16 protein-coding genes are annotated in these 15,829 nt (G+C 46.2%); 1 reads left to right on the forward strand and 15 read right to left on the reverse strand.

Annotated elements, in window-relative coordinates:
• Window positions 1–34 precede the first annotated feature (34 nt).
• The 5 genes from recG to EJA10_RS06255 all read right to left on the reverse strand — a co-directional run bounded on the left by recG (window position 35) and on the right by EJA10_RS06255 (window position 5,937).
• A complete protein-coding gene (gene recG, locus EJA10_RS06235) occupies window positions 35–2,083 on the reverse strand; it encodes an ATP-dependent DNA helicase RecG (protein ID WP_125479374.1) in 2,049 nt (682 codons plus the stop codon).
• Window positions 2,076–2,963 carry an L-serine ammonia-lyase, iron-sulfur-dependent, subunit alpha gene (gene sdaAA / locus EJA10_RS06240; RefSeq protein WP_125479152.1) on the reverse strand — a complete coding sequence of 296 codons (888 nt, stop codon included), beginning with the start codon at window positions 2,961–2,963 and terminating at the stop codon, window positions 2,076–2,078. Before sdaAA ends, recG begins: the two co-directional genes overlap by 8 nt.
• A 46-nt stretch (window positions 2,964–3,009) precedes the next feature.
• Entirely contained in the window at window positions 3,010–3,672 is a 663-nt protein-coding gene (sdaAB, locus tag EJA10_RS06245) for an L-serine ammonia-lyase, iron-sulfur-dependent subunit beta (RefSeq protein ID WP_125479153.1), read from the reverse strand.
• Window positions 3,673–3,888: 216 nt separating this feature from the next.
• Window positions 3,889–5,559, reverse strand: a complete 1,671-nt coding sequence (locus EJA10_RS06250) for a DAK2 domain-containing protein (protein WP_125479154.1) — start codon at window positions 5,557–5,559, stop codon at window positions 3,889–3,891.
• Between the two features lie 15 nt (window positions 5,560–5,574).
• A complete protein-coding gene (locus EJA10_RS06255; protein ID WP_023614933.1) occupies window positions 5,575–5,937 on the reverse strand; it encodes an Asp23/Gls24 family envelope stress response protein in 363 nt (120 codons plus the stop codon).
• 295 nt (window positions 5,938–6,232) lie between these two features.
• On the opposite strand from EJA10_RS06255, the gene rpmB reads away from it, so the two are divergent.
• Window positions 6,233–6,421 carry a 50S ribosomal protein L28 gene (rpmB, locus tag EJA10_RS06260; protein WP_023614934.1) on the forward strand — a complete coding sequence of 63 codons (189 nt, stop codon included), beginning with the start codon at window positions 6,233–6,235 and terminating at the stop codon, window positions 6,419–6,421.
• A gap of 205 nt (window positions 6,422–6,626) precedes the next feature.
• Here the strand turns inward: rpmB and spoVM are convergent, their stop codons facing one another.
• The 10 genes from spoVM to def all read right to left on the reverse strand — a co-directional run bounded on the left by spoVM (window position 6,627) and on the right by def (window position 15,686).
• The gene (gene spoVM, locus EJA10_RS06265; RefSeq protein ID WP_023614935.1) at window positions 6,627–6,707 is read right to left on the reverse strand and encodes a stage V sporulation protein SpoVM; all 81 of its coding nucleotides are present in this window, start codon (window positions 6,705–6,707) and stop codon (window positions 6,627–6,629) included.
• 128 nt (window positions 6,708–6,835) lie between these two features.
• A complete protein-coding gene (locus EJA10_RS06270; RefSeq protein ID WP_211340538.1) occupies window positions 6,836–7,486 on the reverse strand; it encodes a thiamine diphosphokinase in 651 nt (216 codons plus the stop codon).
• 79 nt (window positions 7,487–7,565) lie between these two features.
• The gene (gene rpe / locus EJA10_RS06275; protein WP_125479155.1) at window positions 7,566–8,207 is read right to left on the reverse strand and encodes a ribulose-phosphate 3-epimerase; all 642 of its coding nucleotides are present in this window, start codon (window positions 8,205–8,207) and stop codon (window positions 7,566–7,568) included.
• A 2-nt stretch (window positions 8,208–8,209) separates the two neighbouring features.
• Window positions 8,210–9,091, reverse strand: coding sequence for a ribosome small subunit-dependent GTPase A (gene rsgA, locus EJA10_RS06280; protein WP_125479156.1), 882 nt, complete (start codon window positions 9,089–9,091; stop codon window positions 8,210–8,212).
• An 18-nt stretch (window positions 9,092–9,109) separates the two neighbouring features.
• Window positions 9,110–11,065 carry a Stk1 family PASTA domain-containing Ser/Thr kinase gene (gene pknB, locus EJA10_RS06285; RefSeq protein ID WP_125479157.1) on the reverse strand — a complete coding sequence of 652 codons (1,956 nt, stop codon included), beginning with the start codon at window positions 11,063–11,065 and terminating at the stop codon, window positions 9,110–9,112.
• 5 nt (window positions 11,066–11,070) lie between these two features.
• On the reverse strand, window positions 11,071–11,823 hold the full coding sequence (locus EJA10_RS06290; protein WP_125479376.1) for a Stp1/IreP family PP2C-type Ser/Thr phosphatase: 753 nt from the start codon (window positions 11,821–11,823) through the stop codon (window positions 11,071–11,073).
• A 4-nt stretch (window positions 11,824–11,827) separates the two neighbouring features.
• Window positions 11,828–12,907 carry a dual-specificity RNA methyltransferase RlmN gene (rlmN, locus tag EJA10_RS06295; RefSeq protein ID WP_125479158.1) on the reverse strand — a complete coding sequence of 360 codons (1,080 nt, stop codon included), beginning with the start codon at window positions 12,905–12,907 and terminating at the stop codon, window positions 11,828–11,830.
• Window position 12,908: 1 nt separating this feature from the next.
• On the reverse strand, window positions 12,909–14,258 hold the full coding sequence (rsmB, locus tag EJA10_RS06300) for a 16S rRNA (cytosine(967)-C(5))-methyltransferase RsmB (protein ID WP_125479159.1): 1,350 nt from the start codon (window positions 14,256–14,258) through the stop codon (window positions 12,909–12,911).
• Window positions 14,251–15,204: a methionyl-tRNA formyltransferase gene (gene fmt, locus EJA10_RS06305; protein ID WP_125479160.1), complete on the reverse strand. Its 954-nt coding sequence runs from the start codon at window positions 15,202–15,204 to the stop codon at window positions 14,251–14,253. The genes rsmB and fmt overlap by 8 nt, the downstream gene beginning before the upstream one ends.
• On the reverse strand, window positions 15,201–15,686 hold the full coding sequence (gene def / locus EJA10_RS06310; protein WP_125479161.1) for a peptide deformylase: 486 nt from the start codon (window positions 15,684–15,686) through the stop codon (window positions 15,201–15,203). Before def ends, fmt begins: the two co-directional genes overlap by 4 nt.
• Window positions 15,687–15,829 lie beyond the last annotated feature (143 nt).

Consider the following 15,829-nt stretch of genomic DNA (forward strand, 5'->3'; position numbering starts at 1 on the left):
ATGATTCTACCAATATCAGCTGATCCATCTATGCTTAATCCAGTTTCTCGCTGGCAAGCGCCCCTGTTTCACGCAAGTAATCTCTGAGAGCTTTGTACTTTTCACTTTGCCAGAAAGCAGCTGATTGAACCAGCAGGGTTGCATCGTTCCTTGCCGTTTCCAGTGCACGGTAATCGTGTACCATATCGGCCACCTTGAATTCAGGCAGCCCGCTTTGCTTCTTGCCAAAGAAATCTCCAGGCCCGCGAAGCTCGAGGTCTTTTTCACTCAGGACAAATCCATCATTGGTTTCTGACATGATCTTCATTCGTTCTTTCCCTACTTCGCTTTTCGGATCGGCTAGCAAAATGCAGTAGGACTGGTCGCTTCCTCTGCCGACCCGGCCCCTGAGCTGATGAAGCTGGGCCAGCCCGAATCTTTCAGCGTCATAAATGAGCATGACAGTCGCATTAGGCACGTTCACACCAACCTCTACGACAGTAGTCGAGACAAGCACTTGAACCTCATTTTCACTAAAGGACTTCATCACCTGGTCTTTCTCATCAGAGTGAAGACGGCCATGCATAAGACCCACCTTAAAACGGTTCTGAAAATAAAAGCTTAATGTACTGTGGACATCAATCGCATTCTGGACATCCAGTTTATCTGATTCCTCAATCAGCGGACAAATTACATATGCCTGCCGACCTTTGGCCAATTCTTTCTCCATGAAAGAAAGGACTCGTTCAAGCATCTCATGCTTTGCCCAATATGTTTCAATCGTTTTTCTTCCTGCCGGCATTTCATCTATGATCGAGACATCCATTTCTCCGAAGACGGTAATTGCCAGCGTCCTTGGAATCGGAGTAGCCGTCATGAACAGAACATCCGGATTTTCTCCTTTTTCCCTGAGCACGCGCCTTTGTTCGACGCCAAAACGATGCTGCTCATCCGTTATGACTAAGCCCAGCCTTTTGAAGTCGACTTCATCCTGGATCAGGGCATGGGTCCCAATCAGGACATCAATCTCCCCTTGTTTTAACTGCTCAAGCAATTCCCGCCGGCGCTTCCCTTTGACGGAGCTTGTAAGCAAAGCAGCCTTGAGTCCAAATGGCTCAAGCAGCTGCGTCAACGACTGGGAATGCTGCTCCGCAAGGATTTCTGTCGGAACCATCAGGGCACCCTGATAGCCGGCAGTCTTTGCTACATAAAGGGCAATTGCAGCGACCACTGTTTTTCCGGATCCCACATCTCCCTGGAGGAGACGGTTCATGCGGTAGGGCGATCTCATGTCGCCCAGGATCTCGTTTACGACCCTTTTTTGCGCCCCAGTCAAAGGGAATGGCAGTCCGCCGATGAATTCTTTTAGCTTGTCCAACTGGTAGGAAACAGTAATACCTGGACTCTGCTCCCTCTCAATTTTTCTCAAAGATTGCATCTTGAGCTGGAACAACAGAAATTCTTCGTAAACAAACCGTCTTCTTGCCTGCTTCATTTCTTCTGCACCTGAAGGGAAATGCATGATTCTGAGTGCATCTCTTCTGCTTAAAAGTTTATATTTTTGCAAAAGCTCTCCAGGTAAAATTTCTTCAATTTCATGGCCGTAATGGGTAAAGGCAAGCTTTATTAGCCTTCTGATCGTTTTCACGGTCATTTTCCCCTTCACCGCGTATACTGGCTCAAAGTCCTGGCTTTTCGTATGTTCTCCCTGCGACATTTCACTGGCGGTGATCGTCTGCCTGTGCTGGTCCCATTTTCCGGTGACCGTGATCGTTTCACCCACATGGATTTTTTGTTTTAAATACGGCTGGTTAAAGAAAGTCACGATGATTAGGTATCTGCCCACAAGCAGCCTGACGGTAAGCCGATTCTTTTTGCGTCCATAATAGACAAGGGAAGGCTCGCTGTGGACCTTCCCCTCGACCGTCACTTTTTCGTCATGCTTGACTTCTGCCAGATCCTTCAGGCGATAATCTTCATAACGATAGGGGAAATATTCCAGTAAATCGCCCACAGACCTGATGTTCATGTCTGCAAGAGTTATTGCCATTTCATCGCCGATTCCTTTAACAGCGGTTACAGATTGTTTCAGCATCTCATTCACGTTTATCAAGCGGTATACCGAAGATCTTTGCCTCAAGCTCACGTCCGGTCGGTGTGGCCGCTAACCCTCCCTGCGCTGTTTCTCTAAGTGCCGATGGCATGGATTGCCCGATCTTGTACATAGCATCAATTACCTCATCACAAGGAATCCTGCTTGTTATTCCCGCCAGCGCCATATCAGCTGCGACCATCGCATTGGCAGCTCCCATGGCATTCCTTTTGACACAAGGAACCTCTACAAGACCTGCAACTGGATCGCATACTAATCCGAGCATATTCTTCAAAGTGATGGCCATCGCTTCGGCACATTGCTCCGGAGTTCCTCCCGCCATTTCGACTATCGCAGCAGCTGCCATTCCGGCGGCAGAGCCTACTTCCGCCTGGCACCCGCCTGCCGCTCCAGAAATGGATGCATTATTTGCGACAACAAAGCCAAAAGCACCGGCCGTGAACAGAAACAGAATCATTTGTTCCCTTGTCGGATTCAACTTCCTTTTGACAGCAAATAAAGTCCCAGGCACAACTCCAGCAGACCCGGCTGTCGGGGTTGCGCAAATGGTCCCCATTGCGGCATTCACTTCATTCGTTGCTACTGCCTTGCTGACAGCGTCGAGAATGGTCTTACCGGAAAGGAAGTTCCCTTTATGGATATAGTTTTGCAGGAGAACCGCATCACCACCCGTTAAACCGGAATGGGATTTCACACCTTTTAACCCTCTCTCGACCGCCTGTTCCATCACCGCAAGATTCCGGTCCATCATGGTGATAATCTCTTCCCTGGTGCGGCCGGTTACCTCGATCTCCTGCTCAATCATCAGTTCGGAAATCTTCTTATTTTTACTTGTCGCAAGTTCAACCAGTTCTGCCACGTTGCGAAACATCGGGAGTCCCTCCTTTTGGCAATTTTTTCTTGGTGGATGGGGTATCTTAATCCACTATTTTCGTGACCTGCAATACATTGGGCAGCTGCTCAATTTTTTTCAATATATGTTCATCAATATTATGGTCAACCTCGATGGTCATCAAAGCCATTTTTCCTTTTTCCTTACGGGAAACCTCCATATGTCCTATGTTGATCTCTTCGTCTGCAAGGATGTTGGATACAGCGGCAATCGCTCCATGCCTGTCATTATGGACAACGAGGATTGCCGGATGGTGCCCGGACAATTTAAGCTGAAAACCATTAAGTTCAATAATCTCAATTTTCCCGCCGCCGATGGAGATGCCGACCAGCTCAAGTTCTCCCTTATCGTCCCCAATTAAAACCCTGGCGGTATTGGGGTGGTCAGTGATCGCTTCCTCTTCAATGAATTTAATTTTCATGCCCGCTTTTTTGGCCATGGCAATCGAATCAATAATCCGCTCATCGAAGGTATCAAAATCAAGAAGTCCGCCAACGAGCGCCACATCCGTGCCATGCCCTTTATATGTTTTGGCAAAGGATCCGTAAAAGGAAACACTTGCCCACTTCGGTTCCCGCCCAAACAGACTCCTCGCCACCCGGCCTATCCTTGCTGCGCCTGCAGTATGGGAGCTCGACGGGCCAATCATCACAGGTCCTATTATATCGAAAACACTTTTGTACTTCATGCCATACACCCCTTTACAAATAAATGGGTAACATTTCTGGCTGTGCAATGTCTTTCTGTAAAATCCTTAAGACTCTTTTAGATTTTCGGTTCCATCTTCCAATTTTGCTCCATATACAAAACGAAATAGAAGGGGGATCCCCTTCTATTCCTTAGTATCATATTCTAATTTTATTTGTCCAGCGGGAGAATCAGCACTGCTGGAAAAACTTTTTCATTACTCAATCGCAAAGATGAAAGCGTATAAAGGCTGTTCGCCATTATGGACTTCAACTTCGACATCCTTGAACTGGCTTTCCACGTACTCAACGATTGACTCTACATCATCATCAGTTGCGTCTTCACCTTTAAGGATTGTCAGGATTTCTGAGTCTTCATCCAGCATTTGGCCAAGCAGATCCTTGGCTGCCTTCACTTTATCCTTGTCCTTGAGCACGATTTTACCATCGGAAATGCCCATGAAATCGCCAGTGGAGATTTCAAGGCCATCGATGCTTGTATCGCGGACAGCAAAAGTAAGCTGGCCTGTCTTAACATGCTGCATTGCTTCTGTCATCACATCTTTGTTTTCGGAAGCGTCTGCAGATGGGTTGAATGATAGCAGTGCCGTCATTCCCTGAGGTACAGTTTTTGAAGGGATCACGACTACTTCTTCCTCCGCAACCTCTGCAGCCTGTTCAGCCGCCATGATGATGTTTTTATTGTTCGGCAGGATGATGACCTTACGCGCATTGACTTCCTTGATCGCCTTAACGATATCTTCCGTACTCGGATTCATCGTCTGGCCGCCTTCAATCACTGCGTTGGCACCGATACTGCGGAACAGCTCAGCGATCCCGGATCCCATGGATACGGCAACAATGCCATATTCCTGCTTTTCTTTCTTAACCGGAGCAGCCTCAGTACGAAGAGGGGTTGTTGGCTCCCCAACAATATCTGTGTGCTGCTGGCGCATATTTTCGATTTTCATATTGATGAGGCTGCCATATTTCTGTCCATAAGTCAGGACCTCTCCAGGCTGCTCGGAGTGAATATGTACTTTAACGACCTCGTCATCGGAAATGACCAGCAATGAATCACCGTACTTGCTCAAGTCCTGACGGAAGTTTTCTTCAGAGAATGAAGTTTCCCCTTCAAGCCTGACCATGAATTCCGTACAATAGCCGAATTCGATATCCTCGGTATTCATATGGCTTTGGACGCTTTTGTGGTGCTCAGCGCTCACTAGATCATTCATGTTCGGCATTGAAGCTGGTGAATCCGGAAGCTTTTCACCTTTCAATTCAGCAAGGAAACCCTCATATACAAATACAAGTCCCTGGCCGCCGCTGTCGACTACTCCTACTTCCTTCAGCACTGGCAGCAAATCAGGAGTGCGGTTCAATGAAGCCTTTGCTTCTTTGAGAACCTCTTCCATAAGGCCGTCAATGCTGTCATGGTTTGGAGCAACTGCAACGGCATGCCTGGCAGCATCCTTGGCCACTGTTAAAATTGTTCCTTCAACCGGCTTCATAACTGCCTTATAAGCTGTCTCCACACCCGCGTTCAATGCAGCTGCAAATTCAACAGACGTTACAGTCGGCTTAGTTTCGATTGCTTTCGCAAATCCGCGGAACAATTGGGAAAGGATGACTCCTGAGTTCCCCCTCGCTCCCATCAGCAAACCTTTGGCAAGAGCAGAACCAACCTTCCCGATATGGGCCTGCACATTGTTCTTCACTTCCTTGGCACCGGAAGTCATGGATAAATTCATATTTGTTCCTGTATCACCATCAGGAACAGGGAACACGTTCAATGCATCGACATATTTGGCATTCGCAGCCAGATGATTGGCACCCTGAATGACCATCTCCGCAAAACGTTTTCCGTCTAGAACTTTAATAGACACAAATCTTTCCTCCTCTTACGGGTTCGTTACACGAACTCCCTGAACGTAAATATTGACCGAGTCAGCAGCCAGCCCGACCGTTTTGTCGAGGGTATACTTTACCTTTGACTGGACATTGTGGGCAACCTCGGAAATTTTCGTTCCATAGCTCACAATAATATACATATCAATATGTACTTCTTCGTTTTCCTGGCGAACGATGACTCCGCGGGTAAAGTTCTCCCTGCGCAGGATATCTGTTAAGCCGTCCTTGATCTGATTCTTTGAAGCCATTCCGACAATCCCATAGCAATCGACAGCTGCACCGCCTGCAATCGTGGCGATGACATCATTTGATATATCAATTTGTCCGTACTTCGTTTTTAGCTCGATGGACATGACTCGTTCCCCCTTTGGAAAAAATAGCATTATGCTACAGTTATTTTACTATAAACCAGTCAATTTTTAAAGTTATTCTGCGCTACCCTTTATTATTCAGCAAGAATCTCAAGTATATGTCAAGGTTTTTTTCTTTATAGCTTTCACCAGAACTATTGCAAATGGCAAATTTCTATGATAAATTATTAAAGTATGTCAGAAATAAGGTTATCCTGTTTAATTCGCAGTTCTGACGATATGCAAATAATTGCAGAAAAAAATAGTATCAGCTTTTGTCAGTTAGGAGGGAAATCATATGCCACGTAAATGTGTAGTAACTGGTAAATCAACTCGTTCTGGTAACGCACGCTCCCACGCAATGAACGCTAACAAGCGTACATGGGGTGCTAACCTTCAAAAAGTACGTATTCTTGTAGACGGTAAGCCTAAGCGTGTTTGGGTATCTGCAAGAGCTCTAAGATCAGGTAAAGTTGAGCGCGTTTAATTAAAAAAACGCAGATTTCCGAATGGCTCCATGCCGTGAGGGAGCTGCACGGCATCCATAAAGGGTGCCTTTTTTTATTCCCCCAAACTGATCCTCCTGCTCATTCTGCCCAATTGAGCGAAAAATAATAGCACCCCGCCTCCAGGGTGCCAAATGCTTGCATATCGGTTTTCATTTTTTGATTATTTTTCACACTCAATGGTTTTTAATCCTTTTTAAATGCACCTAACATTGCCCGTACGAGGCCACCCAAAAATTTAGGCAGTTTGATTGTATAGAATCTCATACCGTCCCTCCTCACCATCTCTCGCAAACCTGTCTTCTTTCTGTATCCCTATAGTATATTCCCGGGTATACAAAATTTGCTCCTTTCCGAGAATCCTTTTTATGAAAAGAGCGCTTGCCGAAGACGAATCAATCCTTGCTCCTTACAACTAATAATATGCCTTCGGAAAAAGAAAAAGTACCATGACCTCTAATAAGTTCATTACTAATACATAGTGTCGAGCCCATTGGAATATGACAGTCATTTAAAGGGTATTTGAAATTTTCCAGCGTCAACCCTGAAACTGCGGGAGTGACCGGAAGGAAGGAAATATACTTAAAATCCTCCATTTTTTCAACGGTATAGGTGCCCGGTCCCTTTATATATAAAATATTTGTGAGATCGATTATTTCAATATGGATGTCGTTTTTTTTCTGCAATGGTTTGAGGAGAAGCTGGATGTTGGCCATCAGGTGATCAAGACGGCCTCCTGTCGCCCCAAAGATGGTGATCCCTTCAGGCTCCTGTTCAAGAGCCCAGTTTAAAGCAAGCTCCATGTCCGTCTCATCTTTTTCTGGTTTGAACTTCTTTAGTTCTTTTACCTTACGCTCAATCTCTGCCAATTCTTCTTCTGTAACTGAATCGAAGTCGCCAAACGCTGCTTCAGGCCGTATTCCTGCATTCAGCAAGTAATACACCCCTCTGTCTATGCCAATCCATACAGCCTCTTTTTCATCAAATGGGGCAAATTCCGGTATCAGATTCAACGGACCGCCTGCAACTAAATGAATTTTCAACATTGTCTCCCCCTATAACGCTGGTCTCATGATTCTGAACTGCAGAAAAGCCAGCCGTTCATTTAGCCGGCTGGCTTTTAACTTACCTTAAACTCGCAATCGCAGCTGCCCTGTCTTCTTTGTTGAAGACTGCGGATCCAGCCACCAGCACATTTGCTCCTGCTTCAATGCATAGCTTCGCGGTTTCTTCATTCACACCGCCATCAATCTCGATTTCAAGCTCAGGGTTCAATGAATCAGCAAGTTCTTTTACCTGCCTGATTTTTGGCAGTACCGATGGAATGAATTTTTGGCCGCCAAAGCCAGGGTTCACGGACATCAGCAGCACCAGATCTACATCCTCGATAACATGTCTTAAGCTTTCCACCGGTGTTGCAGGGTTGATGACCACCCCTGCTTTTACGCCGGTAGATTTAATCATCTGAATGGTCCTGTGAAGGTGTCTGCATGCTTCCACATGTACGGTAATATAATCTGCTCCCGCTTTTGCGAAGGCTTCGATGTACTGGTCCGGGTTCTCAATCATCAAATGGACATCAAGCGGCAATGTTGTAACTGGCCGGATCGCTTCAACAATCAATGGCCCTATCGTAATATTCGGCACAAAATGTCCGTCCATGACATCGACATGAATATAATCAGCTCCGCCTCGTTCAACATCCTTGATTTCCTCGCCCAGACGGGCAAAATCGGCAGAAAGGATGGATGGTGCTATTTTAACCATATTCAGTACCTCGGCTTTCTATCTTTTATTTCCAACAAAAAGTCCTTATAATGCGAATACCTGTATTCAGGCAATGTCTCTGCTTCCACCGCTGCTTTTACGGCACACTTCGGTTCAGCCATATGGAGGCAGCCTCGGAACTTGCAGTTCTCACTGATTTCCGAGATATCAGGGAAACATGAATTCAACTCTTCAGCCTCTATTTCGGTGAACTCCAGTGAACTGAAACCAGGCGTATCAGCAACAAGTCCATTGTTGATTGAAATCAACTCCACATGCCTTGTCGTATGTTTGCCGCGGCCCAGGTGCGAGGAAATATCGTCAGTCTTGAGTTCCAAATCCGGGCGGATCGCATTAAGCAAAGAAGACTTTCCTACACCTGACTGTCCGGCAAAAACAGAGATTTTCCCCTCGATATGCGGACTCAGTTCCTCCAGCCCTGCCGAAGTTTCAGAAGAGGTAAAAATGACTTCATAGCCTGCATTACGGTAATCAATGGCATAACCCTCCAGCCGGGTTTTTTGCTCTTCCGTTGTTAAATCCATTTTCGTGATGCAGATGATCGGCTGGATGCGATTATATTCAACCAGGACCAGGAATCTGTCGAGAAGTGCTGTGCTGAAGTCGGGTTCTACCGCAGAAAAGACAAGAATCGCCTGATCTACATTTGCGATCGGAGGCCGTACAAGCTCATTCTTCCGCTTCTTCACCTCAAGAATATAGCCGTCGGTTTCATTTTCAACCTGGAAAACAACCTCGTCGCCAACAAGCGGCGTCACCTTGTTTTTGCGGAAAACGCCGCGCCCCCGGCATTGGTACACTCCATCCTCGTTCGCAACATAATAAAAACCGCTCAGTGCCTTGATAATTTTGCCCTCAGGCATAGCAACACTCCCTGTCTTTTAGTCTTTTGGATATTCAACGGGACCATCAAGGATTACCTTTCCATCCCTAACTATTCTGTAATATGCTTCCCCATCAGGCTCGATATGGAAATTCAGAGTATGCTTTATGTTTTCCGTGATTTCGAAAGTCTCTGCTGGTACAGTTTCGTCCTGATGATCCAGATCACTTATGAAAATCTGGATCTCCTGAGGCTCCCCTTCCACCTCAGGTTCGTATGGGATGGTAAATTCTCTGGATGTCCGTTTAGGAACTTCTTCCTTGCCCATCGATAATACAACCTTAACCGTGCTTCCCTTTCTCAGTTCAGTACCAGGCTTCGGATCCTGAGAGATGACCAATCCTTTTTCCACGGTATCATGGAATGCTTCACTGGTCTCGATCACCAATCCGCGAGGTTCAGCATAAACATCGAGGGCTATTTTGTTGTATCCGGTAAAATCACCTAGCGTCACCATTTCTGGACCGAGACTGACTGTGAATTCAAGTACGGTTTCATCAGGAATGACCGACTCGCCACCTGGAGGATATTGTTTCAGGATGGTCCCCGGCTCATCATCACTATGTTCTTCAATTTTCTTGATTTCCTTGAAATTCTTGCCTTCCAAAAGCCTCTTGACGTCATCGAATATCCGTCCGGTATAGTCGGATAACTCCATCTCGGCTTTCCCTGTACTGATGTAAAGATCAATTTCATTGCCTTCCTTGATCATTTTTCCGGCTCTTGGGTTTGTGCGGATGACATTGCCTGCTTCCACTTCTTCATCGCTGATTTCGTTCTTGTCGCCAATGACAAATCCAGAAGACATGAGTTCCGCCACAGCTTCTTCAACTTCCATGCCGCTTACATCTGGGACTTCTTTCTCCTTTGGACCAAATAAATCGGGTCCCATCGTGACAGTCACGATTCCTGCTGTCAGGATCAGCAAAAATAGAAGGGTAAGTATCAAAGGCCATTTCTTTTTCTTCTTTTTTTCGGGCTTTTGTTTCTCAGCAGGTTTCTGGGAATCTTGCGTTTCTTTTCGAATAATTGTTTCATCAAGATTATGATAAGGCCTGTCATTTGTTATGATGGGAATTGCTTTCGTTGCTTCGTCATCCTCTGGTATGACAAATTTCCCTTCGTTCAGGCGATTGGCATCCAGTGCTGTGCGGAGATCCTCTTCCATATCATCTACATTGTCATAACGGTGAAAAGGATCCTTCGCAGTCGCTTTCAGAACGATATTTTCTACGCTCTGCGGAATCTGAGGATTCCATCTTTTTAAGGATGGGGTCTCCGACTGCAAATGCTTCAAAGCAATCGAAACAGCTGATTCCCCGGAAAACGGCAGCCTGCCGGTCAGCAATTCAAACATGACGATCCCAATTGAATATATGTCCGATTTCTTGTTTGCCATCCCGCCCCTTGCCTGTTCTGGAGAAAGGTAATGAACTGAACCAAGGACAGAGTTTGTCTGAGTTATGCTGGTCGCACTCAAAGCCATCGCGATCCCGAAGTCGGTAATCTTCACCGTGCCGCTGTTATCAATCAGGATATTATGCGGCTTGATATCGCGGTGGACAATGTGATTATGATGGGCATGCGAGATTGCTGAAGTCAGCTGCTGCATGATTTCAAGAGCTTTTTCAACCGGAACAGGCGCGTGCTGCTGTATGTACTGTTTCAGCGTCTGTCCGTCCACATATTCCATCACAATATAGTATAGCCCGTCCTCTTCTCCGACATCATATATACTGACGATATTCGGATGGGCAAGGCTCGTTGCAGACTGGGCTTCCCTGTGGAATCTGCGGATGAATTCATCATCGTTGGCAAAATCAAGCCGAAGCATCTTCACCGCTACATCCCTGTCAAGGATCATATCATGGGCCAGGTAGACATTCGCCATTCCGCCTCCGCCAATCATATCCTTGATTTTATAGCGTCCGCTGATTCTTTTTCCGATAATCATATTCTTCACCTGCCCTCGTTGAATTCCTGGTATTCGACGATTGCAAGAGTAATATTATCTTCGCCGCCGTATTGATTGGCCCTTTTGATCAGCTCTTCAGCTTTATCATTCAGGGACATTTCCCCATCCCTGATGATACTCTCCATTTCTTCCAGGCTCACTTTATTTGAAAGTCCGTCTGAGCATAACAGCAATGCATCTTCTTCCTCGAAGGTGATCGTCTTCAAGTCCATTTCAACCGACTCTTCCGTTCCCAGCGCCCTCAAAAGGACATTCTTCCGCGGATGATGCTCAGCATCCTCCCTGGATATCTGTCCTGAGCGTACAAGCTCGTTTACGAGAGAGTGATCCTCTGTCAATTGCTTGAAGCCGGTTTCATTCAATAAATAGCAACGGCTGTCACCAATGTTCACAACTGTCGCGAATAAATTGGTGCTGATGGCGGCAACGATGGTGGTGCCCATGCCTTCACATTCAGTATGCTGGTGCGAATGCTGGAAGATTTCTTTATTCACTTGTAAAACCGCTTCTTCAAGCCATTTTTCCGCTTCTTCGGCTGTATGTATCTTTGTTGTGCTCTCCCAAAGAGCTTTCAGATGCTTGATTGTCATTTCACTGGCAACATCCCCTGCACGATGGCCGCCCATGCCATCTGCTACGATGGCAAGGCGCTGGCCGTCAGAGTTTGTAAAGATGCCGCCATTGTCTTCATTATGCAGGCGCACTTTTCCCCTGTCTGTCATGAAAACAGCCTTCATCTTTTCACCTCGTCTCTTCTTTTCTTTCTTTTGCCCGAAGTTGTCCGCAAGCTGCTTCAATATCATGCCCTTGTTCTCTTCTGATTGTAACATTTACACCGCGGTCACGCAGTGTGCGTTCGAATTTGAAGATCTGGTTCTTGGGCGTCCTTACGTAATCCCGTTCAGGTACATAGTTGACCGGAATCAAATTAATGTGGCACTTCAATCCTTTTACGAGCTGTGCGAGTTCCTCGGCATGTTCGACCTGATCATTGACTCCCCCGAACAATCCGTATTCAAAGCTTATTCTGCGCCCAGTCTTATTGACGTAATAGCGGACCGCATCCATTAAATCAGGCAGCTTGTACGCCCGGTTGATCGGCATTAGCCTGCTGCGCAATTCGGAATTTGGTGCGTGCAGTGAGATCGCGAAGTTGATTTGCATGTTTTCATCAGCAAATTGATAAATCTTCGGAATGATTCCGCTGGTTGAAACGGTAATATGCCGTGCCCCGATATTCAAGCCTTTTTCATGGTTGACAGTTTTCAGGAAGGAAAGCATATTGTCATAATTATCAAATGGTTCACCAATTCCCATGATAACGATCGAGCTGACTCTTTCGTCTGTTTCATCAAGGGCTTGTTGTACTTTTACGACTTGGGCAACGATTTCTCCTGCTTCCAGGTTCCTTTTTAGCCCTCCAAGTGTAGAAGCACAGAACGTGCAGCCAATCCGGCAGCCAACCTGCGTTGTGACGCAGACGGAATTCCCATATTCATGTCTCATTAACACGGTTTCGATTGAAACACCATCATGGAGTTCAAACAAGAATTTGATTGTTCCATCAGATGAAGTCTGCTGGATAATCGTACTCAAGGTTGTCAAAACAAAATGCTCCTCAAGCTTGTCCCTCAACGACTTGGAAAGGTTTGACATGTCTTCGAATGTTGCAACTCTTTTTTTGTAAAGCCAGTCAAAAACCTGCTCTGCCCTAAATGGTTTTTCTCCTTGTTCCTTCAGCCATTCCTTCAGTTCATCAAGCTGAAGTGAATAAATGGACTTCTTGGCATTTTCTTCGTTAGTTGTATTTTTTTGTTCCATGTTATTCCACCTTCTTTCTTAAACAAGCAATGTAAAACCCATCAGAGCCAAAATCCTGCGGAAGAATCTGGACATCATGGCCAGTGATCAACGGTCTGATTGCCTCTGGCATTCTTTCTGCCAGAGTTAGATCTCGTTCGAAATCCTGATGCTCATGCAAAAATTTCTCCACGACTTCCTGATTTTCTTCACGGTCAACAGTACATGTACTATAAACCAGTGTTCCGCCAGGCTTCAATATTAAAGCAACTGAATCCAGCAAACTAAGCTGAATGGATTGAAGCTGGGATAAATCTTGTTCCTTCTTAGTATACTTCATATCTGGCTTTCGTCTCATCACACCGAGCCCTGAACATGGAGCATCCAGCAAAACACGATCAACACTATTCTTTTCAAAATGCTCGGCTGCCTGGCGGCTGTCCATTTTCCTTGCTTCGATATTTTCCAGCCCCAGCCGCTCCGCGTTTTGCGAAATTAGCTTCACCTTGTGCTCATGCAAGTCAAGGGAGATGACCTTCCCGCTGTTGCCAAGCTTTTCGGCAATATGGGATGATTTTCCTCCAGGTGCTGCACAGGCGTCGAGGATTACTTCCTCTTCTTTTATACCCAGCGCATGGGCAACCAGCATGGAGCTCTCATCCTGGATCGTCAGCAAGCCATACTTGAATGCCTTTGAAGAGGCAAGATTACCGCGCAGGCATTTAATTGCTTCAGGCAGAATAGGACTTGCTTCCACATCGAAGCCCTCCTCTTCCAGCAATCCAAGGCAATCCTCACGTGAAATTCTTGTAAGGTTGACCCTGCCGGTTTGAAGAGGAGCCATCAAATTGACTTCACACATTTCTCGTGTTTTTTCGAGTCCAAACTGACTTACCCACCTTTTAACCAGCCATATTGGATGGCTTGTCTCAATTGCAACTCGCTCAGCTGGGTCGGAAATTGAGTCAAGTGAAGGAAGCCCATTTCTTTGGATGCTGCGGAGTACTCCATTCACAAGACTTGCTATTCCTTTGTGCCCTCGGCGTTTCGCAATTTCAACCGCTTCATAAATGGCAGCCCTGTCTGGTACCTTATCCAGATAGACCATCTGGTAGACCGTCATACGCAAAAGGTTGACAACCCAGCTTTGCAGTTTTTTGTTCTTCTCGATAAATGGCTTAAGATAAAAATCAAGTGTCATTTTACGCTGAAGAGTGCCATAGACAAGCTCTGTCAGCAAGCCAACATCAATGGGGCTAATTTCATTTTTTTCAATCGTGCTGTTCAGGAGCAGATTGCTGTAAGCCTGATTCTTTTCGATCGTTTCCAGGAGCTGCAGCGCTGCGTCCCTGACATTCTTTTTCTTACTCATGTTCGTCTCCTAACTTGACTCCTGGCTGGAGGTTGGATCCCGCTCCACGCAAGAATTGTCCTGCGTCCATCTTTTTCTTTCCGGCAGGCTGGAGTTCGGTGATTTTTATCGCGGTTTGGTCACCGCTCGCAATCACCAGGCCGTCTTCTTCGATTTTCACGATGGTCCCCGGGGATTCATTGCCTGTATAAGCTTCCTTCACTGCTCCCCAAACTTTCCAAACAGCTCCATCCATCGTCGTATACGCAACCGGCCATGGGTTCATGCCGCGAATATGGTTATAAATCTTTGACCCCGGTTTCGACCAATCGATTTTCTCCTCTTCACGCTTGATGTTCCAGGCGAATGTTGCTTCTTCATCATTTTGCGGAACAGGATTGATCTCACCTTTTAACAGCTTTGGAACTGTTTCAGAAAGCAAGTCTGCTCCTGCAGTACTCATTTTGTCATGCAAAGAGCCTACTGTATCCGTCTCAGTGATTGGCACTTCAACCTGTGTAAGGATGTCACCAGCATCCAGTTTCTCAACCATGTACATGATCGTGATTCCTGTTTTCTCTTTGCCCTCGATGATTGCGTAGTGGATCGGGGCACCGCCACGGAGTTCCGGCAACAATGAAGCGTGCACATTAATGCAGCCATACTTTGGCGCATCAAGCAGCTGCTTCGGTAAAATCTGCCCGAAAGCTGCAGTGACAATCAAATCCGGTTCAAGAGCGAGGATTTGATCCAGCTCTTCCTGCTGACGTATTTTCTCAGGCTGATACACCGGGATTCCGTGCTTTACCGCTTCCGCTTTGACCGGAGGCGGAGTGAGGACCCGCTTCCTTCCAACCGGACGGTCCGGCTGGGTAACAACGGCAATGACATCATAGCCATCTTCAATCAATCTCCTTAAGACCGGAACAGAAAAATCCGGAGTTCCCATAAATACGATTCTTGTCATTCCTGGTTCAACTCCTCTAACTCAGCTTCTTCCAAATATGTCGACACTTTGCTGGTGAACAGCACCCCGTGCAGGTGGTCGATTTCATGGAGAATCGCCCTTGCAAGGAACTCCTCGGCTTCCAGCTCAAAGCTTTTCCCTCTTCGATTCTGAGCCTTGATCCTCACGTAATTCGGTCGGGTTACTTCCCCATATAAGCCTGGGAAGCTCAAGCAACCTTCAGGTCCAGTTTGCTCACCGCTTGTCTCAAGAATGACAGGATTGATCAGTTCAATCGTTCCATGTTCGTCATCGATATCCACAATGGCAATCTGTTTCTTTATATCAATCTGCGGAGCCGCAAGACCTACTCCATCAAATTCAATCATTGTATCATACATATCATCCAGCAGCTTGGCTAGTTTTTTATCAAAAACGGTGACCGTGTCACACTCCTGCTCCAGAATATCTGCCGGGTAGTTAACTATTTTTCTTACTGCCAAAATAAATCCTCCATTAAATCCATTTAATTTCACTGTTTAGCATGGCTGTTTCCCATGTTGACCACTTATATGAATAACAAGAAAGAGCAAGCTGACACTTTGCAAAAGCCAGGTATTCTTAGCTTGTTCAAATGGCTATCTCC

This window comes from Mesobacillus subterraneus, from assembly GCF_003937825.1.
In the GTDB taxonomy this organism is placed as follows: Bacteria; Bacillota; Bacilli; order Bacillales; family Cytobacillaceae; genus Mesobacillus; species Mesobacillus subterraneus.

Excerpts from the sequence above, each read along its gene's own strand:
- spoVM (WP_023614935.1), bottom strand. The coding sequence starts at position 6,707 with ATGAGATTCTATACAATCAAACTGCCTAAATTTTTGGGTGGCCTCGTA.
- sdaAA (WP_125479152.1), bottom strand. The coding sequence starts at position 2,963 with ATGTTTCGCAACGTGGCAGAACTGGTTGAACTTGCGACAAGTAAAAAT.
- rpe (WP_125479155.1), bottom strand. The coding sequence starts at position 8,207 with ATGGTTAAAATAGCACCATCCATCCTTTCTGCCGATTTTGCCCGTCTG.
- rpmB (WP_023614934.1), top strand. The coding sequence starts at position 6,233 with ATGCCACGTAAATGTGTAGTAACTGGTAAATCAACTCGTTCTGGTAAC.
- EJA10_RS06255 (WP_023614933.1), bottom strand. The coding sequence starts at position 5,937 with ATGTCCATCGAGCTAAAAACGAAGTACGGACAAATTGATATATCAAAT.
- fmt (WP_125479160.1), bottom strand. The coding sequence starts at position 15,204 with ATGACAAGAATCGTATTTATGGGAACTCCGGATTTTTCTGTTCCGGTC.
- rsmB (WP_125479159.1), bottom strand. The coding sequence starts at position 14,258 with ATGAGTAAGAAAAAGAATGTCAGGGACGCAGCGCTGCAGCTCCTGGAA.
- EJA10_RS06270 (WP_211340538.1), bottom strand. The coding sequence starts at position 7,486 with ATGTTGAAAATTCATTTAGTTGCAGGCGGTCCGTTGAATCTGATACCG.
- sdaAB (WP_125479153.1), bottom strand. The coding sequence starts at position 3,672 with ATGAAGTACAAAAGTGTTTTCGATATAATAGGACCTGTGATGATTGGC.
- EJA10_RS06290 (WP_125479376.1), bottom strand. The coding sequence starts at position 11,823 with ATGAAGGCTGTTTTCATGACAGACAGGGGAAAAGTGCGCCTGCATAAT.
- rlmN (WP_125479158.1), bottom strand. The coding sequence starts at position 12,907 with ATGGAACAAAAAAATACAACTAACGAAGAAAATGCCAAGAAGTCCATT.
- rsgA (WP_125479156.1), bottom strand. The coding sequence starts at position 9,091 with ATGCCTGAGGGCAAAATTATCAAGGCACTGAGCGGTTTTTATTATGTT.
- pknB (WP_125479157.1), bottom strand. The coding sequence starts at position 11,065 with ATGATTATCGGAAAAAGAATCAGCGGACGCTATAAAATCAAGGATATG.